The following is a 24,070-nucleotide window of genomic DNA, read 5'->3' as shown; positions in this document are numbered from 1 at the left end:
CCCATCAGAAACTCCGGCTCTCGCGAGCTTAGAACTTCTGGTTGTACGACACGTAGAAGTAACGGTCGATGTCGAACGCCGGGTTGTACGGCGGGCTGCCGTTACCCGAGGCGGTGACGTTGTAGTAGTACGGGCCCTTCTTGTTGAAGATGTTGTTCACGCCGACGGTGAACACGCCCTTCCACGGAGCCGTGTAGCGGAACTGCGCGTCGTTGAACGCCACCGAACCCTTGCGGCTGACGCCGATGCCGGTAAGGCCGGGGGCGACGTAGTCGGGCATGTTGCACTCGGTGGTGCTGTCCCAGCAGCTGTCCTTCAGGCCGGAGTAGTAGCGCACGGTCCAGCTCGCGCCGAAGTCCTTGTAGTCCCAATCCAGCTGCAGGTTCGAGCGCAGGCGGTAAAGACCCATGGTGCCGGCGTTGAGATTGCCGTTGCCGCTGGTCATGAAGCCGACCGCGTTCACCGCCGGTGCGCCCGGACCGCTGACCGTCTCGTACTTGGTCAGGTAGGTGCTGTCGGAGGCGATGCGGAAGGTGCCGAAGCTGGTCTGCGGCAGGCGGTAATGGATACCGACGTCGTAGCCCTCGGTCTTCAGCGTGCCCAGGTTGGACAGGCTCTCGTTGAGGTTGGCGATGGAACCATCGGCGCCGCGGCTGAAGCGGTCACAGAACGACGCATTGTTCTGCAGGTAGCATAGATTGAGGATGTCGGTCGCGATCACCGAAGTGATGATGTTCTTCACGTAGATGTTGTAGTAATCCACGGTGAAGTCCAGGCCCGACACATAGTGCGGGCTGTACACCAGGCCGACCGTGCGGGTGATCGACTGCTCCGGCTTCAGGTTCGGGTTGGAGCCCGACAGGAACGGCGTCGGCGTCTGGCCGCCGTTGTTGCTGTTGATCGGGGCGCCAGCCTGGTCCTTCTGGCGATAGTTCGCCGGCACGCCGGCGGCCGCGCAGCGGCTGGCCACGGCGGCGTTGCTGGCAGCGGCGCCGTACATCGAATCGCACGGATCCAGGAAGCTCTCGAAGCTCTGGCCGGTGCCACCGTACAGATCGCTGATGGTCGGGGCGCGGAAGCCTTCGGCGTAGGTGCCGCGGACCAGCAGGTCCTCGAACGGACGCCAGCGGAAGCTGTACTTGTTGTTGGTGGTGCTGCCGAAGTTGCTGTAGTGCGAGTAGCGGCTGGCCACGTTCACGCCCAGCTCCTGCGCGCCCGGCAGGTCACGCAGCAGCGGCACGTCGAGCTCGAGGTAGGCCTCGTTCACGATGTAGCTGCCGTTGGTGGGAGCGGAAGCGAGGTTGGTGGTCAGGCCGGCCGAGTCGGCCCAGTCCGGACGGAAGCTGCCCTTCTCGCGGCGATGCTCGATGCCGCCGGCGATGCTGACCGTGCCGGCCGGCAGGTCGAACAGGCCGCCGGTGAGGTTGGCGGTGAAGTCGTCGGTCTGGCTGGTCTGGCGGTCGGTGCCGATGTGGTTCACGTAGTTCCACACGGAGGCCGGGGTGCCGCCCGGGCCGGCCAGGACGTTCCACGGCACGCAGCCGGCGGCGCGATCGGCCGCATCGGCGCAGACCACCTGGCCGTCGACGACCGAGGTCGGGCCCAGGGCCTTCTCGGCGTTCGGCAGGTAGATGTTGCCGGTGCTGCGCTGGCGGATCTTGGTCTTGGCGTAGGTGTAGGTGGCGTCCCAGTTCCACTCGTGGCCGAGGAAATTGAAGAAGCCTTCGGCGCCGAGATCGACGTGGGCCAGCTTGGAGTTGGACCAGGTCACGCGCGGCATTTCCACCGTGCGGCGGTAGAACTCGGTCTGGCTGCCCGGGAACGGGTTATACGCGCTGTTCGGATCGATGAAGATGCCGTCGCCGCGGCCGGCCGCGGTCTGGAACGGGTAGCCCGACAGCTGGCTGGACGAGTCGCGCTCGCTGTAGCTGGCGGCGCCGCGCAGCGTGATGTTGTCGGTGACCTTGTAGCGGTCCTGCACGAACAGCGTCTTCAGCTTGCTGCCCGCGCGGAAGGTCATGTCCTGCTGGGTGTTGTACTTGTCCGCCGTGCTGGTCGGATCGTACAGGTGGTAGTTGGCCAGGTTGCCGGTGTCGAGCGAACCGTGGTTGATGACATACGAGTCACCGGTGTTCGGGTCGACCACGCGGCCGTACGGGCCCAGGCCGTAGCCGTCCTGCGGATGGCGCGGGCCGTTGGCGTAGCGGGTTTCCTCGCGATCCTTGTTCCACATCGGCTTGCTGTCCTGGTAGGACGCGCCGAGGATCAGCGAGTTCTTCTCGGTGTTGTGGCCCCAGGTGAAGTCGACGTTCTTCTGCTGGCCGTCGCCCTTCTCGTTCTGGCCGTAGTAGGCATTGACCTCAGAACCTTCGAAGCGGTCGCGGGTGATGATGTTCACCACGCCGCCGATGGCGTCGGCGCCGTAGACCGAGGAGGCGCCGTCCTTCAGCACTTCGATGCGGTCGATCATAGCGACCGGGATGGTCGACAGGTCGGTCAGGCCGCTCAGGCTGGTGCTCCAGCGACGGCCGTTCACCAGCACCAGGGTGCGCTGCGAACCGAGATTGCGGATGTTGACGTAGCGGCCGCCGACGTCGGCGCCCGACGACAGCGTGTCCTGCGGGGTGATGTCCGGCGTGCCGGCGGACGGCATGCGGGCCAGGATGTCGTTGACGTTGGTCAGGCCGGTCGCCTGGATCGCCTGGCGGTCCATGGTGAAGACCGGCTGGGAGGTCTCCACGTCCACGCTGCGGATGCGGGAACCGGTGACCGTGATGGTATCCAGGCTCTTGGCCTTGGACTGGTCGGCGGCGGGCGCGGCGTCCTGAGCCGCGACCGACCACGAGTGCAGCAGCAGCGCTGCGGTGATGGCGGTGGCCAGCAGTGTCTTTTGCTTCATTGTTATGGAAACTCCGAACAAAAATAGCCAGCTGCCAGCTGGTTTTCCGCTGGTCACTGGATATCTGGAATGGCGCGTCCCACTGGGGGAGTGGACGTGCCTCGGCATCGCCGAAGCCGGGGAGCGGGCGATGTAAGCCCGAAGTTAAAACATGGTGACAGCTTCGTGCAACCTTGCTGCCATGTAAGGTTTGTCGTCGTAAGTACTTGCCGGGGTTCGCTTTGACTGCCAACCGGAAAGAGGAAAGGGCGCCGCAGCGCCCTTTCCCAAGCCATTCTCGTAAGTTTTGCGACAGCTCAATTGGCGGCCACGCTGGCCTTCGGACCGATGTATTTGTCGAGAAAAGCCTGCAGGGTGTTGTAGAACTCGATGTTGTTCTTCTCGGTGTAGAAACCGTGCCCTTCGCCCGGCTTGGACAGCCATTGGTAGGGCTTGTGCGCGGCTTCCAGGGCGGCGCGCATGGCCTTGGCCTGGGCGAACGGCGCGCGCTGGTCGTCTTCGCCGTGGACCAGCAAGACCGGGACGTCGATCTTGTCCGCCTGCTTGGCGGGAGAGTTGGCGGCGAGGTCGGCGTCGTCCTTGCCGATCACCGTGCGCAGATAGCCGCGTCCCCGCTTGCTGTAGGCGATGTCGCCCTTGTTGTACATCATGTCCAGGTCATAGATGCCGGCGTAGCCGACCGCGCACTTGAACATGCCCGGTGCCCGGATCACGGTCATCATCGCCGAGTAGCCGCCGAAGCTGCCGCCGTAGACGCAGATGCGCGACGGATCGGCGTACCGCTCGGCGATCGCCCATTTCACGCCATCGATCAGGTCCTGCTGGATGCGCGTGCCCCACTTCAGATAGCCGGCTTCCTTGAAGTTTGCGCCGCGCCCGCCGGAACCCCGGTAGTTCACCTGCAACACCAGGTAGCCGCGGTTGGCGAGAAATTGCGCGTCATCCTCGTAGAACCAGGTGTCCTGCACGTCGTGCGGACCGCCGTGAGGCAGCAACACCATCGGCAGGTTGGCCTCGCTGGCCCCTTTGGGGAAGGTCAGGATGGCTTCCAGTTCCATGCCGTCGCTGGCCTTGAAGCGCAGCGGGCGCCGTTCCGACATCTTGGCGGGGTCGATCCAGGGCGCGGCTTCGAACAGCTTGCGCACCTTGAACGTCTGGGTGTCGATCAGAAAGTACGCGCCCGGATCGCGGTCGCTGTTGACGGAGAACAGTAGCTGGCTGCCGTCTTCGCTGTAGTTGATGAAGTCCACGAACGAGCCGGGAAACTTCATGCTGAGCGCCATGTGCAATTTGGCGGCGGGCAGGTTCGGGTCGATGTAAAGCGGTTTGGGCACACCGGTCAGCGTGCTGGCCGCGAAGGGCTGGTTGGGCAGGGCCGTCCACTGCAGCATGCCGATACTGCCGAAAGCGTCCTTGGCTAGCTCACGGCGGTTGCCGCCGGTTTCGTCCTGCTCGATCAACCGGGAAGGGCCGCCGTCCGAACTGAAGCTGGCGTAGATGCGCTGGTGGTCGGGCGTGAAGCTAATGGGGCCAAAGCTGGCGCCGGTATTTTGCGTGCCAAGCTTGGCCCAGCCGTTGTTCTCGCGATGGAACACCACGAAGTTGTAGTTCTCGTCGCGGCCATAAGCGAAATGCGCCAGGCCGTCGGCGCCGGTCATGAACGTCATGCCGCCCAGGTCGATGTCGCCGATCAGCTGGCGCGTGTTCTTTTGCGCATTGACGTCGTAGAGCGCGCTGTGGTTCTCGACGCCCCAGGTCTGCGCGCCCATGTAGAAATGGCCGTTGGCGCGCTCGGGCAGGCCATCGATGGAGCCCCAGCCGCGATCCGAGCCGCGCGTCGCGGAGCGGCTTCCGCTCTGGTTCTCGAAGCCGAAAAGGTAATCCTGGTGCTTGCCGTCGAGGTCGGTGGCGATGATCTCGCCGGTGGAAACCGGCTTGTCGATGGAGCCCAGCTGCTTGCCCTTCTCGATGATCAGGCGCGTGGGGCTGACCCATACGATCTGCGCCGGCAACTCGTACTTGGGCATGCGCAGCATGCTGACCGGCTTGCTCATGTCGCTGATCTGATAGACCACCAGCGCATGGTTGTCGCCGTCGTCGGTATCCATGCGGACGGCCACGTACTTGCCGTCGGGCGACAGCCGCGGCGTGGAAATCTGCGCATGGCGCGCGAAATCCTCCACCGGAATCAGGTCCGCCGCGGTCGCGGCCACGGGCATAAGCGTGCACAGCACGGACAGCGCGGTCCGCGCAAAACGAAGCGACATGCGTTTTCTCCCCTGTGGATGGCTCCCTTGCCTCGCTGCCCGGTGGCCGGGAGCTTGCCCCCACCGCGCCGAATGCGTGAGCGCACGCCGCTTTCCCGCCGGCGCGGTCGCGGAGGCCTCCCCAGGTCCGCAGACGCATTCGGCCGCGAGTATAGCCAAGCAGGGCCGGCCGTCGACGGTGCCTGTCGGGGGCGGTCCCGGTCTCTGTACACTTGCGCTTTGCCAGCCCCCCATCGTGCCCATGACGCTGCCCTACACCGTCGCCATTGACCCCGTCGCCTTCCGCCTCGGCCCCGTCGCGATCCATTGGTACGGCCTGATGTACCTGGGGGGCTTCCTCGGGGCCTGGCTGCTGGCCGAGTACCGCCGACGGCGCGGGCGCCTGCCGGTATCGCGCGATGCGGTGGGCGATCTGGCGTTCTACGCGATGATGGGCGTGATCGTGGGCGGCCGCGTCGGCTACATGCTGTTCTATACGGACATCCACTGGATCTGGACCGACCCGCTGGCGCTGTTCCGCGTGTGGGATGGCGGCATGAGTTTCCACGGCGGTCTTCTGGGTGTGCTGGCGGCGGGGCTGTGGTGGTCACGGCGGCACCAGCTGCCTTTCTTCGATACGGTCGACTTCGTCGCGCCGCTGGTGCCGATCGGCCTGGGACTGGGGCGGCTGGGCAATTTCATCAACGGCGAGCTGTGGGGCAAGCCCGGCGACGTGCCGTGGGCGATGATCTTTCCCAATGCGCCGGACCGCCTGCCGCGCCACCCCTCCCAGCTCTACGAGATGTTGCTGGAAGGCGTGGTGATGTTCACGGTGCTGTGGCTGGTGTCGTTGAAGCCGCGTCCGCGCTACCTGGTCTCGGGGCTGTTCGCGCTGATGTACGGCTGCTTCCGTTTCGCGGTGGAGTTCGTCCGCCTGCCTGATCCGCAGCTGGGCTACCTGGCGTTCGGCTGGCTGACCATGGGGCAGATCCTCTCCCTGCCGCTGATCATCGTGGGTCTGGTGCTGCTGTTCATGTCGCGCAAGGCGCCCACGTTGCGTCCCTATACGGTGGCCATGCCGGCGAAGGAGTGAAGCGATGCGTCCCTATCTCGATCTGCTGCGCCACGTGCTGGAGCACGGCACCGTCAAGGCCGACCGCACCGGCACGGGCACGCGCAGCGTATTCGGCTGGCAGATGCGCTTCGACTTGCGCGAAGGGTTTCCGCTGGTTACGACCAAGAAGCTGCATCTGAAATCGATCGTCCACGAGCTCATCTGGTTTCTCCGCGGCGACACCAACATCGGTTACCTCAAGGAACACGGCGTCAGCATCTGGGACGAATGGGCTGACGCCAACGGCGACCTCGGACCGGTCTACGGCGAGCAGTGGCGCGCCTGGCGCACGGCCGACGGGCATACCGTGGACCAGATCCGCTGGGTGGTTGAAGAGATCCGCCGCAATCCCGATTCGCGGCGCCTGATCGTGAGCGCGTGGAACGTGGGCGAGCTGCCGAAGATGGCGCTGATGCCCTGCCACACGATGTTCCAGTTCTATGTCGCCGAAGGCCGCCTGAGCTGTCAGCTGTACCAGCGCTCGGGCGATATCTTCCTCGGCGTGCCGTTCAACATCGCCAGCTATGCGCTGCTGACCCATATGGTGGCGCAGGTCTGCGGTCTGGGTGTGGGCGACTTCGTACACACACTGGGCGATGCTCACCTGTATAGCAACCACATCGAGCAGGCCCGGCTGCAGTTGACCCGCGAGCCGCGGCCGCTGCCGGCGCTGCGCCTGAATCCGGAGGTCCGCAAGCTCAAGGACTTCCGTTTCGAGGACGTGGCGATCGAGGGGTATGCTCCCCACCCGGCCATCAAGGCGCCAGTGGCGGTCTGAACCAGTACAGGCGTCGTGTACGCCGCCTGGACCGCGATCGTGAGTAGAATGCGCGGCTAGCGCGCGCCGACCCCCACATGGCCGCTCGTGCGTCCCCATCCGGTTCGCCCATCTGGAGTCTTCATGGCCATTTCGCTCATCGCCGCGCTCGACGAGAACTCTGCCATCGGCCGCAAAGGCCAGCTGCCCTGGCACCTGCCGGACGACCTGCGCTGGTTCAAAGATCTGACGTTCGGCAAATACGTGCTGATGGGCTACAACACCGCGGTGTCGATCGGCAAAGCCTTGCCGGGCCGGACCAACCTGGTGCTGACGCGCAAGCACGAGGCGCCGTTCCCGGGCCAGGTGACCGTGCGTTCGCTGGAAGATGGCGCGGCCCGCGCGGATGGCACGGGGCTGATGGTGATCGGTGGCGGCGAGGTCTACCGGGAAGCCCTTCCCAAGGCTCAGCGCCTCTACCTCACTTGGGTCAACGCGGCCGTGGATGGCGCCGACACGTTCTTCCCGGGCGTGCACTTCAGTGAATGGACCGAGGTCAAGCGCGTCCACCACAAGAAAGACGCCGATCACGCCTATGACTTCGACATGGTCGAGTACATCCGCAGCGCTTGAGCGCCCCCGGCAACATCGCCGTGCTCCACGTCATGGCCGGCGTCCTGATGGACGCCGAGGGGCGCGTGTTGCTGGCGCAGCGTCCGCCGGGAAAGCATCTGGCCGGTTGCTGGGAATTCCCGGGCGGCAAGCTCGAGCCCGGTGAATCGGCTCATGACGGACTCGTGCGCGAGCTCGTCGAAGAGTTGGGTATCGAGGTCGAACCAGGCGAGCCGCTCGTGCGGATCCCTTGGGCCTATGGCGAGCGGTACCTGCTGCTGGACGCCAGGCTCGTACGCCGCTGGCGGGGCGACGCGGCAGCGCTGGAACATACGGCGATCCGCTGGGTCGATCCGCACGCGACCGATCTGGGCGGCCTGGCGCCGGCGGATCGCGCCATCCTGCAGGCACTGCGTCTGCCCCATCGTTACCCGATCACGCCGGCGGACGTTCCGCCCGGTGCGCACGCCGCCTGCGCGGGCATGCTGCGCGGCGCGCTGACGCGCGGCGAGCGATTGTTGCAGCTGCGCCTGCCGCTGTGGCCCATCGCGCAGGTGCGCGACCTCGCCGCCGAACTGTTGCCGCTGGCCCGCGAGAAGGGCGCGCACCTGATGCTGAATGGGGACGTCGAAGGGGCCCGGCTGCTGGGGCCGGGAACCGGCGTGCAGCTGAAAGCCGCACAGCTGGAACCCGGCATGGGCCGGCCCTTGCCCTGGGAGCAGCCGGTAGGAGCGAGCTGCCATGACGCCGCGGAGCTGGCCCGGGCGCTGGCGCTGGGCGCGGATTTCGCTACGGTCTCCCCGGTCGCCGCGACCGCCTCCCATCCCGGCACTCCTCCGCTCGGCTGGGCCGCCTTCGGCGCACTGGCCGAGGCCGCTTCGTTCCCGGTCTACGCCCTGGGCGGCATGGGGGCAGCGGACGAGGCCCAGGCCAGGACCATGGGGGGCCACGGGGTCTCCGGCATTCGCGGCTTCTGGAACGGCTGAGGCCGCGGTCAGGCCTGATGCCTGGCGAAGGCCAGGTAGCGCTGGTGCAGGGCGGCCACAGCAGCATCGAGAGCCGCTTCCTCGCCGCCGTTCTCGATCAGGTCGTCGGCCAGGGTAACCCGCTGCTCGCGGCTGGCCTGGCGCTCGATCATGCGGCGGGCGAGCGTTTCGTCGATGCCGTCGCGTCGGACCAGCCGTTCCAACTGGACGCTTTCCGGCGCATCCACCACGAGGATGCGGTCCACCCAGCGGTAATGCGCGAGGTTCTCGGCGAGCAAGGGAATGGCGAGGATGCAATAAGGCCCCGGGTCGGCTGCCGCCCGCTCGCGCAGCCAGGTCCGAACGCGCGGATGGGTGATGGCTTCCAACTGGCGCCTGGCCATGTCGTCGGCGAACACGCGGCGGCGCATCGCCGCCCGGTCCAGCTGACCGTGCTCGTCGAGTACGCCGGGGCCGAAGGTCTGCACGATTGCCGCCAAGCCCTCGCTGCCCGGTTTCACCACTTCCCGCGCGGCGACGTCGGCATCGTGGACGGCGATGCCCAGGGCTTCGAAGCGGCGGGCCACCGCGCTCTTGCCCGAGGCGATGCCGCCAGTCAGGGCGACGACGAAGGCGCGCGGCGCGGTCATCGCAGGCCCGTGAGCCGCGCGTAGGTATCCAGCAGCCAGTCACCGGCCATGAAGCAGATCCAGCCGGCCATCGCGATGAAGGGACCGAACGGCATCGGCAGTTCGCGCTGATGCTTGCGCAAGGCGATCAGCGCGCCGCCGATCAGCGCACCGACCAGCGATGACAGCAGCACGATCGGCAACAGCTTGCCCGGCCCCATCCAGGCTCCCAGGGCGGCGAGCAGCTTGAAGTCGCCATAACCCATGCCTTCCTTGCCGGTGGCCAGCTTGAACAGCCAGTACACGCTCCAGAGGCTCAGATAGCCCACCGCGGCGCCGACGATGGCTGCCACGGGGTTCACGAACATCGGCAGCACGCTGAGCAGCAGTCCTAGCCACAGCAGCGGGTAGTTGATCTGGTCCGGCAGGTATTGCGTGCGGAAGTCGATGCCGGCCAGCGCGATCAGCATCCAGGTGAAGGCCAGGCCCGCGAGTGCCGGCCAGGTCGGGCCGAACTTCCATACCACCAGCGCGCTCAGCACGCCGCTGAGCAACTCCACCAGGGGATACTGGATGGAGATCGCCGCACGGCAGTAACGGCAGCGCCCGCCCAGGAACAGCCAGCCGAACAGCGGGATATTGTCCAGCGCCGAAAGCCGGTGCTTGCAATGGGGACAATGCGAAGGCTCACGCACGATGCCCGGGGGCAGGGGCGTCGCATCTTCGGCTTCAAGTTCCAGGACGTCGCGCGCCTCCTGGCGCCACATCGCCGTCATGCGTTCGGGCAGGCGCAGGATCACTACGTTCAGGAAGCTGCCGACGAGCAGGCCGAGCACGGCTGCCGTGGCGATCCAGGCCCAGAGGGGAAGCTCAGGCATGCGTCGTCCTAAGGCTGTCGATGGCTATAAAAAAAGCCCCCCTCCCGATGGGAGAGGGGCTCGGATCGGGAAGCTTACACCGTGCCGGCGAGCTTGAAGATCGGCAGGTACAGCGATACCACCATGCCGCCGACGAGCACGCCGAGGATCACCATGATCAGCGGTTCGAGCAGGGTGGACAGCGTGTCCACGGCATTGTTGACCTCTTCCTCGTAGAACTCGGCCACCTTGAACAGCATGTTGTCCAGGGCACCGGATTCCTCGCCGATGGCGGTCATCTGCACCACCATGTTGGGGAACAGGCCGGTCTGGCGCATGGCCAGCTGCAGCTGATGGCCGACGGCGACGTCGTCGCGCATTTGCCGCACGGCATTGGCGTAGACGATGCTGCCGGTGGCGCCGGCGACCGCGTCCATCGCCTCGACCAGCGGCACGCCGGCACGGAAAGTCACGCCGAGGGTGCGGGCGAAGCGGGCGATGGCCGATTGGCGGAGGATGTTGCCGATCACCGGAATCCTCAGCATCAGGCGATCCAGGAAGTGGGCCACCGCCGGCGACCGGTTCTTGGCCATCACGAGCGCCACGATGCTGCCCACGATGACGCCGATCACCACGTACCAGTAGCTCTGCATGAACTGCGATGCGCTGATCACGATCTGGGTAGGCGCTGGCAGTTCCGCGCCCGCATCCTTAAAGGTCTGCTGGAACACGGGCACGACGAACAGCAGCAGGATCATGCTCACCAGCATGGCCACGACCAGCACCATGACGGGATAGAACAGCGCCTTCTTGATCTTGCTCTTGATGCCCTCCATCCGCTCCTTGTACGTGGCCACGGTGTCCAGCACCGTGTCCAGCACGCCCGCGGATTCGCCCGCATGCACCAGGTTGCGGTAGAGCTCGTCGAACTGGATCGGATACTTGCCCAGCGCCTCATGCAGCGCCGCGCCGCCCTCGATGTTCTGCTTCACATCGACGAGCATGTTCTTGAAACGGATGTTCTTCTGGCCGTCGGCGATGATCTCGAAGGCCTGCACCATCGGCACGCCTGAGGCCATCATCGTGGCGATCTGGCGACTGAAGATAGCGACGTCGCGCGGCTTGACCTTGCTGCCGCTGGCGCCGAAGAGCGGCTTGGACCGCTCGCGGACCGTCTGGGGGTTCATGCCCTGGCGGCGCAGCTCGGCCTTGACCAGCGACGCGTTCTTCGCCGGCATTTCGCCCTTCATGCGCTTGCCGCGCTTGTCCAGCGCGATCCAGTCGTACATGGTCAGCTGGCTGACGGCGGCACGCTCTGCGCCGCGGGCGCGAGCGTCTTTGGCTGCCGTGACTGTGGCCATACGGAAACTCCCCCTTCGAGCTTGCCGGCCTGGAGCCGGCGGCTAAATTTGCTGCAGCTTAGTCCAAATTCCCCAGGCAATCCGTGCCTTGGCACGCAACTCCAATGCTACCGGCGTCGCGGACCGGCGATGGAGCGGCGTCAGTCCTTGGTGACGCGATCGATTTCGGCGAGGCTGGTCACGCCCTGCTTGACCTTCATGAGGGCCGATGCGCGCAGGTCGTTGATGCCGGCCTTGCGGGCCACCTCGGCGATCTGCATCGCGTTGCCGCCCTGCAGCACGATCTTCTGGATGTCCTCCAGCATCGGCATCACCTGATAGATGCCCACGCGGCCCTTGTAGCCCTCGTTGCAGTGGTCGCAGCCCACGGCTTCGAAAAGGGTCAGGCCGGCGTCGATCTCTTCCTGTGTAAAGCCTGCGGCCAGCAGCGTCTGCGGCGGCAGGTCCATCGGCTTCTTGCAGTCGTGCAGGCGGCGGGCCAGGCGCTGGGCGATCACCAGGGTGACCGAAGAGGTGATGTTGTACGGCGCGATGCCCATGTTCATCAGGCGGGCGATGGTCTGCGGCGCGTCGTTGGTATGCAGGGTGGACAACACCATGTGACCGGTCTGCGCGGCCTTGATGGCGATCTCAGCCGTTTCCAGGTCGCGGATTTCGCCGACCATGATCACGTCCGGGTCCTGGCGCAGGAAGGAGCGCAGGGCCGCCGCGAAGGTCATGCCGCGCTTGGTGTTCTGCTGGACCTGGTTGATGCCTTCCACGCGGATTTCGACCGGGTCCTCGACCGTGGAGATATTGCGCTCGTTGGTATTGAGGATATTGAGCGCGGTGTACAGCGACACCGTCTTACCCGAACCCGTGGGGCCGGTGACGAGCACCATGCCGTAGGGCTTGTGGATGGCGTCGAGGTAGAGCTGCTTCTGCACCTCCTCGTAACCCAGCTTGTCGATGCCCAGCTTCGCCGTGGAGGCGTCCAGGATACGCAGCACGATCTTCTCGCCGAACAGGGTCGGCAGCGTGCTGACGCGGAAGTCGACCGAGCGGCTCTTGGAGAGGTTGAGCTTGATACGGCCGTCCTGCGGGACGCGGCGCTCGGCGATGTCCAGGCCAGCCATCACCTTCAGGCGCGAGGAAATACGCGTCGCCAGTTTCATCGGCGGGCTGGCCACCGCGCGCAGCATGCCGTCCATGCGCAGGCGCACCCGGTACTGGGTTTCGAATGGCTCGAAATGAATGTCCGACGCGCCGCGCTTGATCGCATCGACCAGGATCTTGTTGACGAACTTGACGACCGGCGCGTCTTCGTTCGCGGTGGCGTCGATGCCCGTGGTGTCGCCGTCGTCGTCGCCGGCTTCCAGCGCCAGTTCTTCCAGATCGTCCCCGCCGAGATCCGGGACGGTGGCATTCATCGTGTTGAGCGCGCTCTCGATCACCCGGTGCAGCTGCCCGCGCTCGACCAGGATCGGTTCCACCATGCAGTTGGAGTGGAACTTGATCTCGTCCAGCGCGTGGGACTGCATGGGGTCGGCGATGCCGACGAACAGGCGCTTGCCGCGCCGGAACAGGGGCAGGGCATGGTGCTTGTTGACCAGCGCCTCGCTGATCAGGTTGAGCGGCATGCTGGTCGGCTGCAGCGACGAGACATCCATGGCCGGCATGCCGAACTCGGCGGAGGCGATCTGGGTCAGGCGGGCGCTTTCGACCAGGTTGTTGTCGAGCAGCCAGGAGGTGAGCGAGGTCTTGTGCTGGGCCGAGTCGGCCACCGCCTTGCGCACGTCCGGCTCGGGGAGCACCCCCTCGGACACCAGTCGCCGGGCCATGCCTGACAGGCCCGACAAAGACGGTTGCATTTGCGTCGCCATAACCTGAATGTCACCAATCCCCCTGATTGGTCGGGAATTTACCGCAGATACCGTGACGGGTCACCCGCCGGCGGTTCGGGATGGCGGTAAGGTGACCCTAAGCACACATTCCCGGCCGGGGCGGGCGACCGGCGCGTGGCTACGCTGCCACCTGGAGGTGGTCGTTTCGTCAAGTCGGCCACAGCCGCGCACCCCAGGGGCAGGCTATTATTCGCGTTTACGCTCGGGGGAGTCATTTTGGACCGTATCAGTATCGTTTTGCCGGCCAAGAACGAGGCCGCGGCCCTGAAGACCCTGCTGCCCCGCCTGCGCGCAGCCCAGCCTGATGCCGAAATCATCGTGGTGGATGACGGGTCGACGGACGATACCCGTGATATCTGCGCCTCCGCCGGGGTCCAGTGCCTGTCCTCCCCGTACTCGATGGGCAATGGCGCGGCGATCAAGCGAGGTGCCCGGGCAGCCAGCGGCGACATTCTCGTGTTCATGGACGGCGACGGCCAGCATGATCCGGCGGACATCGCGCGACTGCTGGAGCGGCTGGGGCAGGGCTACGACATGGTGGTCGGCGCACGGGACTGGGGCAGCCAGGCGGGCGTGGGACGCGGCGTGGCCAATACGATCTACAACTGGCTGGCCACGCGGATGACGGGGCATGAAGTGGCGGATCTGACCTCAGGCTTCCGCGCCGTTCGCGCCGGGCGCTTCCGCGAATTTCTGCACTTGTTGCCGAACGGCTTCTCCTATCCGACGACCAGCACGATGGCGTTCTTCCGCAGCGCGTATCCGGTGGCATATCTGCCGATCAAGGCGGCGCAGCGGGTGGGGAAGAGTCATATCAAGCCGTTGAAGGACGGTGTTCGGTTTCTGCTGATCATCTTCAAGATCGCGACGCTGTATTCGCCGTTGAAGTTGTTTGCGCCGACGGCGGTGGTGTTCTTCCTGCTGGGGTGCGCCAATTACGCCTGGACGTTCTCGCAGGAAGGCCGTCTGACCAACATGAGCACGCTGATGTGGAGCGCCGCGGTGATCGTTTTCCTGATTGGATTGGTGTCCGAGCAGATCACGGCGCTTATGTACGTGTCTTCGGAGCAGGGCGGGACCCACGGGCCAAAATGAGCCTTAAAGTCGGCAAAAATGCCCTGGTGAATATTGTCGGCGTTGTATTGCCGTCTCTCGTCGGTATCGTTGCGCTCCGCTTCCTGCTCGATTCGCTCGGCCAATCGGCGATGGGCGTTTTTACGCTAGCTTTGGGACTGGTCGGTATCTCGGGAATATTGGACTTCGGTCTGAGTCGCGGAATCACGCGCTATGTGGCGCATGCCTGTGCGGCGGCCATCGAATGGCGACATGTATCCGCAGTACTGGCGAGATGCATCGCGCTGCTTTGTGCGATAGGGGTCGTCGTTGGCGGCCTTATCTGGTTGGCAGTGCCTCATTTGACACAGTGGCTTCGTTGCGAAGACGCATCGTTGTGCGGCGAAACCGTGGGCGGGTTTCGCTGGATAGGATTGAGCATTCCATTTGCGCTCATGTCGAGCGGCATCCTTAGCATGCTTGAAGGCCGCCAGGAGTTCGTCAAAGTAAACCTGGTAAAGGTGCCGGTAGGATTCCTGGTGTTTATCGTTCCTGCCTTGGTTGCAGGCTATACGCACAGCCTTTCTTGGACGTTATCTGCGCTGGCGGGGGTGAGGATCCTTGGATTCCTGCTGTGCATGACGATGGCTCCTTTCGCGTTCAGAGACTTCCTGCTGGCAGGAAAAGAAGGGGAGTTGCGACGGTTATTGGCCTTCAGCGGTTGGCTATCCGTCAGTAACGTGATTTCGCCCTTCCTGGTTTATGGAGACCGGTTCTACCTGGCCTCGGTAGTTCCGGCGGGCACGATGGCGCTTTATACGGTTCCTTTCGATGCCGCTTATCGCGGTACAGCGTTGCCTTTGGCGGGACTGAATGCCGTCTTTCCTGCACTGACCCAGGCAGGCGCGCTGGGTGCAAACCGTGCTCGGCTCTTTGCTCGCGCGCGGGAAGCGCTGTTCCTGTTCTGGCTATATCCATTAGCGATTGGCTGTCTCCTCGGGAAGGAGATACTGACGCTGTGGCTCGGGGTCTCTTTTGCCGATCAAGGGTGGCGCCTGTTTCAGGTGGTGATTGGCGGAGTCTGCTTGAATGGGCTTGCACATTTGGCGGTGGCTATGTTGCACGCGGACGGCAGGAGCGATTTGACCGCCAAATTCCACGTGGGCGAACTGCTCCCCTATGGCGTCCTGGTCGTGCTGCTGGTTGGGCGGTACGGCGTTCTGGGCGCAGCCATGGCGTGGTCGCTCCGGGTGATGGCGGACTTCCTGTTGTTATGCCTCGCGGTCGGATTTCGTCGCATTGTTGGTTGGGACGATCTAGTCAAGCTGGTCATGCCGAGTATGGCCATCGTTGCCACCGTGCTGGTCGTAGGTGGTGCGGACAACTGGATGGCTCGCCTCGCAATATCCGTCGCCATTGCGCTTCTGGGCCTTCTCACGTTTGCGCGAATGCTTGCGCTGTCTCGCCCTGTTTGGAAAGGACGCTGATAAATGAGGCGTATCACGTTTGCACTTGAGCAGGGGTGTCCCCCAAGCTGTGCGGGGCCGCTTGGAAGGGAGCTCATTGCCGGCGTGAAGGCGAGGCAGAAGTGAGCGAGCGTATCGGTAGTGCAGGCGGGACGTTGGCAGTCGTGGTCGCTTATCACCCGGACGCCGAATCATTGCGGCGGCTGCTTGGTGCCTTGGTAGAACAGGTGCATGCCGTTGTCGTGGTGGATAACACCCCTGCGGGAAGCCTGATTGCAGCCGAGGAGGTACGGAGGTGCGAAGGCGTGCCTGTCCGTCTCATCCAGTGGGGTGAAAATCGAGGCATTGCGGAAGCGCTCAACGAGGGCATTCGGTTGGCTCAGAGCGAATCCTTTGAATTCGTTCTGCTCAGCGACCAGGACAGCTTGCCGCCCGCCAATATGGTGCGTGGTCTCTACGAGGTCTTTGAAAACGCTTCGGCCACCGGGTTGAATGTCGCTTGTGTCAGCCCGCAGTACTTTGATCGCACTACCAATCAGGCGTTCCCATTTCAGGTTCAGAAGCCCGATCGCCTCTTCTATTCCAATGCGGGTACCGAGGCGGCGGACCCATGGCTTGAAGCCTTCACCACCATTACGTCCGGCTCGCTCATTCCGGTGCGTGTGCTGAAAGATGTTGGAGGCATGCGGGCGGAGTACTTCATCGACAACGTCGATATCGAATGGTGTCTCAGGGCCCGGCACATGGGATATGTGATCCTGGGGACATCAAAGGTCCGGCTTCATCATCAACTGGGCCAGAACCCGTTCCGGGTATGGGTGCTTAGATGGCGGTTGTACGGCACGTATAGTCCGGTGAGGTTCTATTACAAGTACCGGAACTTCCTGTTGATGTGGCGGCTCTCTTACGTGCCCTTGCGCTGGAAACTACGCGCGTGCTGGTACTGGATCGGGCAGTTCTATGCCTACGTGTTCTTCTCACCGGATCGATGGAAGAATTTGTCCATGATCGCGAAGGGTATTCGCGATGGAATGTTGGGGCGTACCGGCCCCATCGACCGGCTACGCAAATAGGCCATCCGTCGTTACGCTGCCGCCGGGATCACTATTTGCCGATGTGTGGTATGCCGTATCTGAAGAGCATGGATAGCTTCCTTGGTATCCAAGTGAATGCCGAAAAGTAGGCGTGCAGAGAGAGGCTCCGTTGCTGGGAAACTTGCGAACGGTAGTCCATAAGCATGGCGCGGTTCTTCAGGAGGGCCACGGGGACCGGGAGATAGATGCCCGTCAGAATGGCTAAATCGCGCTTGAGTAAAGCCAGGATGCATCCTTCACTGAGCAGAAGGCACAAATGCAGCGTGAGCCATGCCCACATGGCAATGGACGGCGTGCATACGAACAAGGCATAAGTCTTGTTGCGCTCGCTGAGCCGCCGCCGCCTCATCGTTGTGCTCAATGCACCTTCGCTGGCTTTGTTTCCTCCAAAGGTCTTGCCTTGCCAATGGCGGTAGCCGCTTTGGTCCGCGACAAGCACCCGAGCCCCCCGGAGTCTGGCGAGACAGCAAAAGAACAGGTCTTCACCGAGGGATTCCATCCAGTCGGGTAAGCCGCCGAGTTGCCTCCAAAGAGTCACTGGCGCCCAAAGGCAGGCGCCGATGGTCATGGCAAGCTCTGGATGGCGCGGCTCCACGTTGGGCACGGGATTGTAGAAGTAATCAAGGCGACATCCCCGGTCCACCAAGTCGCCCGTCTGCCAGTCGTATTGCGGCAAGGTCAGGACCGCCGGCTGGGCTGAGGCTTCCGCCATGGTCAGCAGCGTTTCCACCCCATCGGGAAACAGCGCCGCGTCATTGTTGAGCAGCAGGACGTAAGGCGCGCGGGCAAGATCCACCATGCGGTTGTTGGCAACGCAGAAGCCCACGTTCTGAGTGCTGATCAGCAGGTCGACTTGCGGGTACTTGCGCTTGATCAGGGCTACTGAGCCGTCCAAGGACGCATCATCATGGACAATGATCTGCAGGCGCCCGTAAAGGCTCTGGGAGAGAATAGAGTCGAGGCAGGCTTCCAGTAGCGACTCGCCGTTGTAATTGGCGATACAGACGGTACAGACCGGCGCAGGACAGGGGTTTACGCCGGCAATGAATTCAACCATGTCCATGTGTTCCGCAGGCCTTCGCGCAAGGGCGTGGATGCTCGCCAGCCATACAAGGATAGAGCCAGTTCAGAACTCACAGAAATGTGCCGTGCATCGAGCGAGCGTTGGGAATCGTAGCTTCTCAGCAATGGCATGCCCGCCACGGCTTCGAGTTCTTCGAAGAGGTCATTGAGGCTGATGCTCTCGCCGCTCGATGCGTTGACTGTCGTCAGGCTTCGCTCGCTCGGTTTCTGGACGATCTTCAAACAGAGATCGACCAAGTCATCCACATAGAGATAATCGCGGGTGACGGAGCCATCTCCCCACACGGTGAGCGGCTCGCCGTGCATCATCTTGGCGAAGCAGGTGGGGATGATCCCGAAATTGGCGCGCAGTTGCTGCTCCGGGCCGTAGACATTGGTGGGCCGGACAATGGTTGCGGTTCCATAGCCTTGTGCGTGCCATGCATGAATGAAATGCTCGGCCGCCGCTTTTCCCGCGCCGTGATAAGAGCGAGGAGCAATGGGCGTGCGCTCGGTGGCCGGCGGACCCATATGGTCTTCGTAAAGCGTGCCCGCCGACGAGAGATACAGCAGTTTGACGTCTGGACGTTGCTGTAGTGCCTCCAGCATGGCCAGCGAGGGCGTAAGGTTTCCATGCAACTCGGATAGCGGCCGGCCACCCGTGCTGCCAGGCGTCGAGGCGGATGCCGCGTGCACAAGGGTGCCGCAGCCTTCGAGAGCTCGCAGAAACTCATCCGCCTCTCTCAGCTGGCCAAAATAGAGGTCTACCCCCTTTTGCGGCGGAAGAGGCGTCCGCGTGACGGCAACGACCCTGTACCCTTCTGCTGAAAGGGCATGAACCAAGCGCCGTCCAATAAACCCGTTGGCGCCGAGAACAAGAACCGAATCATTCATGATAAGGCCCTCTCTCTGAGGCTTCGATAGATGGCGGCGTACCGCGTTGCCCCGTCATCCCACGTGCCCATGAGTTCCTGGGCGAGAGATCGGGCGAACTCGCCGTACTTCTGGTTGAGGACCGGGTCTTCGAGGTGGGTCAGCGCTCGCCCGTAATCGGCGTCGGAGGCGCATAGCATGCCGCTTTGCCGGTGCTTGACGATAGAGGAATGGGCCTGCATGTCCGAAGCGATGATGGGCAGTCCGGCCGCCATGGCTTCAAGCATGACCTGGGGCCTGCCTTCTGCGTGGCGGCTCAGCGTGATCAGGCCGCTGGCGTGCGGGAACCATTCCGTATTCAATGCTTTGGGCGATGTCGGGCCATGGTAGCGAACCCATTCGGGAACATTGATTTCCTCCTGCATCGGTCCGAAAAGGTGGAGTTCCCGTTCCCCTTCGCGAAACAGTGGCTCTGACCACTCAAACAGAGGGCCGAGTTTGTCCCGTGTCAGGCGGGTGACCGCCAGCCAGCGCGGCGGCGTAGGGATGTTGCGTCTGACCGCGTACCATTCCTTGTCAATGCCAAACGAGACCGGCTCGACGCTCGCAAGGTCACCGAATGCTTCCAGCAGAGGCTCCTTCATCCACTCGGCGTTGGGGCATATCGCAACCTTGCGGTGGCGCATCACATGGCGGAGTAGGGGGCGCACCAATGGCAAGCCAAGTAGTTTGAGGTCGTTGCCGAGTACGGTGATCAGCGCCGGCTTGCCATCGTTCGGTAATGGCAGGGCGCTTTGCAGCCAATTGATATGATAGATATCCGCCATGCTGTTCCGCTTGTAGCACTGGCGTAGCAAGCGCAAGAGTTTGATCGGAGCAGTGACGGCGCTCGGTCCTCCATTTCTCATCAAATGGGAAATGCCGCCATGATCCATGAGCTCGCCCAGCCAGGCGCTTTCACTGGATAGCGTGGCAGGGATGACTTGCGATGGGAGCTCTCCTGGCGGCGCCCACAGCTTTAACTCCGTCTCGGGAAGGCGGCTGATCGCGTCGGCCATATTTCTGATGAATATTCCGCGCCAATCTCCTGCATCGCGGGGATAGGAGGTGCTTATCATCAGCACTCGCGTCAATGCTTGCGATGCAGCTGGCATGGGGCGAAGGCTCTGGCTTGTGTGTGGCGCCGGGCTCACGGGCTGTCCTCGATATGCTCCGAGGCCCGCACCAGTTCTTCTATGCTCGACGAGAGCGAGCCAGCAATGTTCAGTTGCTCCAAGTGTGCGATGCCTTTTAGCGCAGCAGGCTTGTCGCCCAAGGCGATCTGCATGCGCGTCAAAGTGATCCAGTACGCCGGTTCGCGGGGATCCAAACGAGTGGTTTCGTTCATGAGCCTTAGTCCCAGCTCGCGGTCTTCAAGCACGTTCCACGCATAGTCGCTGTACATGCTGAGCAGGCGGGGGCTCGGATTGGGATGCGATAGGGCAGCCATGAAGGCATCCATCATGCGTTGCTTGGAGAGATCGCAGAGCTTGTCTCGGGCGCATTTCACCAGGGCTCCCATCGAGCTTTCGTCCTGAATGCCGGGCACACGATCTTTCAGCTTATGCGTGAGGCTGTCCCACCAAGCGTCTTTGATCGGGCGGTGAATGCGGGCATGAAGGAAAATAAGGGCCTGCTGAGGGAGGATCGAAGACCTTGGCATGGCCGCTGCTTTTTCCAGCGGCCCATAGGCCTCGTCGATGAAGGGCGAAGTTGGGTCATAGCCGGAAAGGACGATATAGGTCCTGCCGAGTTCGTATTGGGCACGGGGGGAGTCTGGCGCTCGCGCAGCCAGTTCCTCCGCCAGGCTCAAAGGGCTTCCCCAGGCGCGAGCCGTGAGCGCCGTAAACAGCGCCCAAAGGCCGAGCAAGCCAATGAAAAGTACCCGTTTAGCCAGCAGGAGAAAATGCCCGCCAAGCTGGATCTCCGTGGTGAAAAGCGCGGGGACGACAGCTAGCAGGAGACCGAAGCTACCGTAGTAATTCCTGTGTTCGTAGATGAGTTCCAAAGGAATAATAGTGCCGGTCAGCAAATGGCTGCCCAAAAAGAACAGCATGCCAAGTGCGGCCAGGGGATACCGCCGTCGGCCGATGACGGCCAAGGTCAGGATCGCAGCGAGAACGGTAATGCTGAAGATCGTGCTCTGGGGTGAGAAAAGGCCCGAGGAGACAACGAAATCGTCATGGTAGAACGAGAGTGCGGAAGGCGTCGGCAGTAGCGACCAACGTATATAGCCCAGCACGATGCGGGCTTCGCTCAGCAAGCGAGTGGCCAGTGTGAAGTCACGGATGGCCCAGGTTTCTGGCCTGAGCAATCCAGGCAGCAGAATGCTCAAACCTGCCACGCCGGGGATGACGAGCAGGATCAGGAACAGAGCGACAACTCCCCAGTCCGTGGTTCTGGTATCGCCGGAGCGCCTGAAGCCGAACACCACCCATTCGGTCAGGCAGGCATAAAGAGGCAGCATGATGGCCGTCTCCTTGGCGAGCAGCCCGACTGCGGTTGGCAATGCGATGGCCGAACCTGCTGACAGATAAGCGAGCGGGCCAACAGGGAGATGGTTATCCTTGCGTGAGCGAATGTGCTGCCGCGATCTTATGTAGAGCGCCAGGCCAAGTAGCACAAACAGGTTTGCAAGGCTCTCCATCCGCTGGACGACGTAGAGCACGGCCGTCAGATTGATCGGCAAAAGCATCCAGCCGGCAGCGATCAGCGCGGCCAGCAGACCGGTCGATGTTTCCGTTGCCGAGCCGGGCGCCTTGGGTGGCAGCGCCCTGATCAGAGACCGTGAAACGACATAGACCAGCAGGCCATTGAGCAGATGGACCAGAAGGTTTGTCAGCTTCATCCAGAAAGGATCGAGCCCTGTCCAGAGATAGTTGACCGCAAAGCTCAGCGATGCGAGCGGGCGCTTGAACTCACTGGACGGCGAGGAAAGTGCCGCGGAAACAAGCGACGCGATGCTGGCCTCTTTCGGCTGCAAGCCATGGTTGTCAACAATGTTCGGGTAATCGTCGAACAGGAAGGATCCGTACAATCCCGGCCAGTACGCGATGAGGGTGGCAATCAGTGCGGCGGCAAGCACAATATGGTGGCGATGCGACTTCGTCATGGATCTTGCAGCTCGGCGGGTTGATGGCTTCGTCGCGTGCGATCGGTGCTCGCATCGGCCTGGAGCGTTTGTTGCAGACGAGCAATTTCATTCGGCCAATAGTTCTGCTTGTCGAGTACCCATTGGTGGACCTGGGGCATGCCCAGGCCGGGCCTGGGGGACCGCGCCTTTACGCTCTGGTAGTGCGCGAGAATTTGCAAGCCCTTCTCAGGCTGGCCGGCCGAGCCCATGGCTGCAGCAGCTTCCAGAGCGATGCCCGGAAGTGGCTGTAGATCGATGGCTTGCCGGAAAGCCTCATCGGCATCGCTGATCCGATGGTCGGCCATGAAGATCTTGGCCTTCAGGAAGAACAGGTCCTGGCGCGATGCCGGAGTCGACAGCCGCGGATTTTCGAAGCCGGCATCGATGATGCGGACGAGGCGATCGGTCGTGAGGTTTGTGCAAGCCGCCGAGGTCGCGACGGGCAGCATGCGATCGAGCCAGCTCGAGAATAAGGCGCCGGTGTTGGCGGCATGGGCCATCGACTGGCGCGCTGCTTCGAGGTCGGATATCGGCACGTAGCCGCTCATGCAGCGCGCGCCGATCAGATTGAACGTGAGCTGCAATTCGTCCGGTTTGTCTTTGAGCGCGCGCTGCAGGCGTTCAACGGCATGCTCCGGCTGGCCTGCGTGCATCTCGGCCTGTGCCGCATTGGCTTGCGCGCGCGGGGAGTTAGGATTGATCTGCGCCCATATGAGTGCCTGCTGTAGGTCGTTGCCCCACAGAGAGGCTCGCGCATGGGTCAGCATAGCCAAGCCCACAGGCAGCGCGAACATGAGGAGCGTCTTGAGCGCGGCCTGCGTATCTCGGCTGCAAAGCCACCAGCCAAGCGGATAGAACATGAGCATTGCCGGCAGATAATTGCGATGCTCGAAATAAAGTTCGAGCGGAAGCGTCGTGGACTCGATGAGCTGCCCGACGAAGAAAAAACCTATTGCCAAGGTGATGGCTGGATACCGGCGGCGTGTCTTCCAGGCAGTGACGCCAAGCAGGCATAGCATTGCGAGCGCCAGCCCCGTCGTCGCTGGATGAAGCAGCGACGTGGACACCTCATAGTGATCGTTGAACAAGCCTGAGGAAATAGCGCGGGGAATCCAAAGCAAACCCAGGTAATCGAGCAAGACGCGCGGCTCGGTCAACAGTCGCTGTCCATATGTCCATGGGCGGGAAAGATAGGCGTTCTGGGCGATGCCATGCACACCCACCCACGCCAGATAAATGCAGAGTACGGCAGTGGGAATCTTTGCGAGCAGCAGCATGGCCCATCGGTGCGCCGCGTGGGCTGGGGCGGAGGATATCGGCTGTCTGCGGCGGATGACGACGTCCAGCAGCAGCGCGAATGCCGGCAACAGTGCACCGTTGGCTTTGGCCAGCGTACCCAGCACCGTGAACACGGCGAGGCCCGCGGCGCTCCAGATCGTGCCCTGAACTATTTCGCCGCGGCTGAGTTTCGAGCGGCCATGGAGCCATGTGAGCAGTCCCGCCAGCACGCATGTCGCCGGCAGCATGGCCTCCCGCTGGATGACGTAGAGCGTCGTGGAAACGAGTAGCGGATGGAGCAGCCACAGGCCTGCACTGCACATGGCCGTGAGCCGGTGGACCCATGCCGGCTTATCCCGCAACAGCGTATCGATGCGGACAAGCAACAGGTACAGCAGTAAGCCGTTCAGCAGATGAAGGGCTAGTGCGGTACGTTTGAATGCAAAGGCTGGGGCGGGCCAGTCCTGTGCGTCCAGCAGGAACGTCAGAAGGGTCAGTGGGCGCCCAGTGGGATCAGCCGTTCCCGAGGTTATGTAGCGCCAGAAGGTCGGCCAGTTGTCGATAGGGCCTTGCGCGCCCAAGGCCGGCAGATTGATGTAATCGTCGAAGAGAAAGCCGCCGTTAAGGCCGGGAAAATAGGCGTAGACCGCGAGCCCGAGCAGCAGCAGCCCAAAGACGGATAGAAGCAGTCGATCACGTCCACGAATGCTGAAACGGTACATGCCCTATCCCAAATGAAAGAGGGGCCG

Annotated in this window: 18 protein-coding genes; 7 read left to right on the top strand and 11 right to left on the bottom strand. The window is 63.1% G+C overall.

Translation table 11 applies throughout. The features are described from left to right. Positions 1-28 precede the first annotated feature (28 nt). The gene (locus RKE25_RS18020) at positions 29-2,899 is read right to left on the bottom strand and encodes a TonB-dependent receptor (RefSeq protein WP_311839467.1); all 2,871 of its coding nucleotides are present in this window, start codon (positions 2,897-2,899) and stop codon (positions 29-31) included. A 296-nt stretch (positions 2,900-3,195) separates the two neighbouring features. Beyond that, positions 3,196-5,166, bottom strand: a complete 1,971-nt coding sequence (locus RKE25_RS18015; protein WP_311839466.1) for a prolyl oligopeptidase family serine peptidase — start codon at positions 5,164-5,166, stop codon at positions 3,196-3,198. A gap of 241 nt (positions 5,167-5,407) precedes the next feature. On the opposite strand from RKE25_RS18015, the gene lgt reads away from it, so the two are divergent. The 4 genes from lgt (at position 5,408) to RKE25_RS17995 (ending at position 8,614) form a co-directional block, all read left to right on the top strand. Next, positions 5,408-6,238 (top strand): prolipoprotein diacylglyceryl transferase, encoded by an 831-nt coding sequence (gene lgt / locus RKE25_RS18010; protein WP_311839465.1) that lies wholly within the window; start codon positions 5,408-5,410, stop codon positions 6,236-6,238. Between the two features lie 4 nt (positions 6,239-6,242). Further along, on the top strand, positions 6,243-7,037 hold the full coding sequence (locus tag RKE25_RS18005) for a thymidylate synthase (protein ID WP_311839464.1): 795 nt from the start codon (positions 6,243-6,245) through the stop codon (positions 7,035-7,037). A 123-nt stretch (positions 7,038-7,160) separates the two neighbouring features. Next, the gene (locus tag RKE25_RS18000; RefSeq protein ID WP_311839463.1) at positions 7,161-7,649 is read left to right on the top strand and encodes a dihydrofolate reductase; all 489 of its coding nucleotides are present in this window, start codon (positions 7,161-7,163) and stop codon (positions 7,647-7,649) included. Between the two features lie 20 nt (positions 7,650-7,669). Continuing rightward, positions 7,670-8,614 (top strand): Nudix family hydrolase, encoded by a 945-nt coding sequence (locus tag RKE25_RS17995; protein ID WP_311839462.1) that lies wholly within the window; start codon positions 7,670-7,672, stop codon positions 8,612-8,614. Between the two features lie 8 nt (positions 8,615-8,622). On the opposite strand, the gene coaE is transcribed toward RKE25_RS17995, so the two are convergent. The 4 genes from coaE to pilB all read right to left on the bottom strand — a co-directional run bounded on the left by coaE (position 8,623) and on the right by pilB (position 13,302). Continuing rightward, positions 8,623-9,243, bottom strand: a complete 621-nt coding sequence (gene coaE / locus RKE25_RS17990) for a dephospho-CoA kinase (RefSeq protein ID WP_311839461.1) — start codon at positions 9,241-9,243, stop codon at positions 8,623-8,625. Beyond that, complete coding sequence (locus RKE25_RS17985) at positions 9,240-10,100, bottom strand: A24 family peptidase (protein WP_311839460.1); 861 nt, start codon at positions 10,098-10,100, stop codon at positions 9,240-9,242. Before RKE25_RS17985 ends, coaE begins: the two co-directional genes overlap by 4 nt. A 74-nt stretch (positions 10,101-10,174) precedes the next feature. Then, the gene (locus tag RKE25_RS17980; protein WP_311839459.1) at positions 10,175-11,440 is read right to left on the bottom strand and encodes a type II secretion system F family protein; all 1,266 of its coding nucleotides are present in this window, start codon (positions 11,438-11,440) and stop codon (positions 10,175-10,177) included. A gap of 140 nt (positions 11,441-11,580) precedes the next feature. Next, entirely contained in the window at positions 11,581-13,302 is a 1,722-nt protein-coding gene (pilB, locus tag RKE25_RS17975; protein WP_311839458.1) for a type IV-A pilus assembly ATPase PilB, read from the bottom strand. Positions 13,303-13,539: 237 nt separating this feature from the next. Here pilB and RKE25_RS17970 point away from each other — a divergent pair, with 237 nt between their 5' ends. From RKE25_RS17970 to RKE25_RS17960, 3 genes are all read left to right on the top strand, one after another. Further along, positions 13,540-14,418, top strand: a complete 879-nt coding sequence (locus RKE25_RS17970) for a glycosyltransferase family 2 protein (RefSeq protein ID WP_311839457.1) — start codon at positions 13,540-13,542, stop codon at positions 14,416-14,418. Beyond that, positions 14,415-15,863: an oligosaccharide flippase family protein gene (locus tag RKE25_RS17965; protein ID WP_311839456.1), complete on the top strand. Its 1,449-nt coding sequence runs from the start codon at positions 14,415-14,417 to the stop codon at positions 15,861-15,863. The genes RKE25_RS17970 and RKE25_RS17965 overlap by 4 nt, the downstream gene beginning before the upstream one ends. A gap of 101 nt (positions 15,864-15,964) precedes the next feature. After that, complete coding sequence (locus RKE25_RS17960) at positions 15,965-16,915, top strand: glycosyltransferase family 2 protein (RefSeq protein WP_311839455.1); 951 nt, start codon at positions 15,965-15,967, stop codon at positions 16,913-16,915. Between the two features lie 31 nt (positions 16,916-16,946). On the opposite strand, the gene RKE25_RS17955 is transcribed toward RKE25_RS17960, so the two are convergent. From RKE25_RS17955 to RKE25_RS17935, 5 genes are all read right to left on the bottom strand, one after another. Beyond that, positions 16,947-17,993 carry a glycosyltransferase gene (locus tag RKE25_RS17955; RefSeq protein WP_311839454.1) on the bottom strand — a complete coding sequence of 349 codons (1,047 nt, stop codon included), beginning with the start codon at positions 17,991-17,993 and terminating at the stop codon, positions 16,947-16,949. Continuing rightward, positions 17,969-18,892, bottom strand: coding sequence for an NAD-dependent epimerase/dehydratase family protein (locus RKE25_RS17950; RefSeq protein ID WP_311839453.1), 924 nt, complete (start codon positions 18,890-18,892; stop codon positions 17,969-17,971). Before RKE25_RS17950 ends, RKE25_RS17955 begins: the two co-directional genes overlap by 25 nt. Next, positions 18,889-19,929 carry a glycosyltransferase family 4 protein gene (locus RKE25_RS17945; protein ID WP_311839452.1) on the bottom strand — a complete coding sequence of 347 codons (1,041 nt, stop codon included), beginning with the start codon at positions 19,927-19,929 and terminating at the stop codon, positions 18,889-18,891. Before RKE25_RS17945 ends, RKE25_RS17950 begins: the two co-directional genes overlap by 4 nt. Positions 19,930-20,060: 131 nt before the next feature. Further along, positions 20,061-22,022 carry a hypothetical protein gene (locus RKE25_RS17940; protein ID WP_311839451.1) on the bottom strand — a complete coding sequence of 654 codons (1,962 nt, stop codon included), beginning with the start codon at positions 22,020-22,022 and terminating at the stop codon, positions 20,061-20,063. Further along, positions 22,019-24,043: a tetratricopeptide repeat protein gene (locus tag RKE25_RS17935; RefSeq protein ID WP_311839450.1), complete on the bottom strand. Its 2,025-nt coding sequence runs from the start codon at positions 24,041-24,043 to the stop codon at positions 22,019-22,021. Before RKE25_RS17935 ends, RKE25_RS17940 begins: the two co-directional genes overlap by 4 nt. Positions 24,044-24,070: the final 27 nt, after the last annotated feature.

This window comes from Dyella sp. BiH032, assembly GCF_031954525.1.
GTDB lineage: Bacteria > Pseudomonadota > Gammaproteobacteria > Xanthomonadales > Rhodanobacteraceae > Dyella_D.
The sequence above is the reverse complement of the archived record's forward strand: the minus strand, read 5'-3'. Positions and strand labels throughout refer to the sequence as shown.

What these genes read in the sequence shown, in the direction of transcription:
- RKE25_RS18020 (WP_311839467.1), bottom strand. Translation starts at nt 2,899, where the DNA reads ATGAAGCAAAAGACACTGCTGGCCACCGCCATCACCGCAGCGCTGCTG.
- RKE25_RS17935 (WP_311839450.1), bottom strand. Translation starts at nt 24,043, where the DNA reads ATGTACCGTTTCAGCATTCGTGGACGTGATCGACTGCTTCTATCCGTC.
- lgt (WP_311839465.1), top strand. Translation starts at nt 5,408, where the DNA reads ATGACGCTGCCCTACACCGTCGCCATTGACCCCGTCGCCTTCCGCCTC.
- RKE25_RS18005 (WP_311839464.1), top strand. Translation starts at nt 6,243, where the DNA reads ATGCGTCCCTATCTCGATCTGCTGCGCCACGTGCTGGAGCACGGCACC.
- RKE25_RS17965 (WP_311839456.1), top strand. Translation starts at nt 14,415, where the DNA reads ATGAGCCTTAAAGTCGGCAAAAATGCCCTGGTGAATATTGTCGGCGTT.
- RKE25_RS17985 (WP_311839460.1), bottom strand. Translation starts at nt 10,100, where the DNA reads ATGCCTGAGCTTCCCCTCTGGGCCTGGATCGCCACGGCAGCCGTGCTC.
- RKE25_RS17955 (WP_311839454.1), bottom strand. Translation starts at nt 17,993, where the DNA reads ATGGTTGAATTCATTGCCGGCGTAAACCCCTGTCCTGCGCCGGTCTGT.
- RKE25_RS17945 (WP_311839452.1), bottom strand. Translation starts at nt 19,929, where the DNA reads ATGGCCGACGCGATCAGCCGCCTTCCCGAGACGGAGTTAAAGCTGTGG.
- RKE25_RS18015 (WP_311839466.1), bottom strand. Translation starts at nt 5,166, where the DNA reads ATGTCGCTTCGTTTTGCGCGGACCGCGCTGTCCGTGCTGTGCACGCTT.
- RKE25_RS18000 (WP_311839463.1), top strand. Translation starts at nt 7,161, where the DNA reads ATGGCCATTTCGCTCATCGCCGCGCTCGACGAGAACTCTGCCATCGGC.
- coaE (WP_311839461.1), bottom strand. Translation starts at nt 9,243, where the DNA reads ATGACCGCGCCGCGCGCCTTCGTCGTCGCCCTGACTGGCGGCATCGCC.
- RKE25_RS17950 (WP_311839453.1), bottom strand. Translation starts at nt 18,892, where the DNA reads ATGAATGATTCGGTTCTTGTTCTCGGCGCCAACGGGTTTATTGGACGG.
- RKE25_RS17940 (WP_311839451.1), bottom strand. Translation starts at nt 22,022, where the DNA reads ATGACGAAGTCGCATCGCCACCATATTGTGCTTGCCGCCGCACTGATT.
- RKE25_RS17980 (WP_311839459.1), bottom strand. Translation starts at nt 11,440, where the DNA reads ATGGCCACAGTCACGGCAGCCAAAGACGCTCGCGCCCGCGGCGCAGAG.
- pilB (WP_311839458.1), bottom strand. Translation starts at nt 13,302, where the DNA reads ATGGCGACGCAAATGCAACCGTCTTTGTCGGGCCTGTCAGGCATGGCC.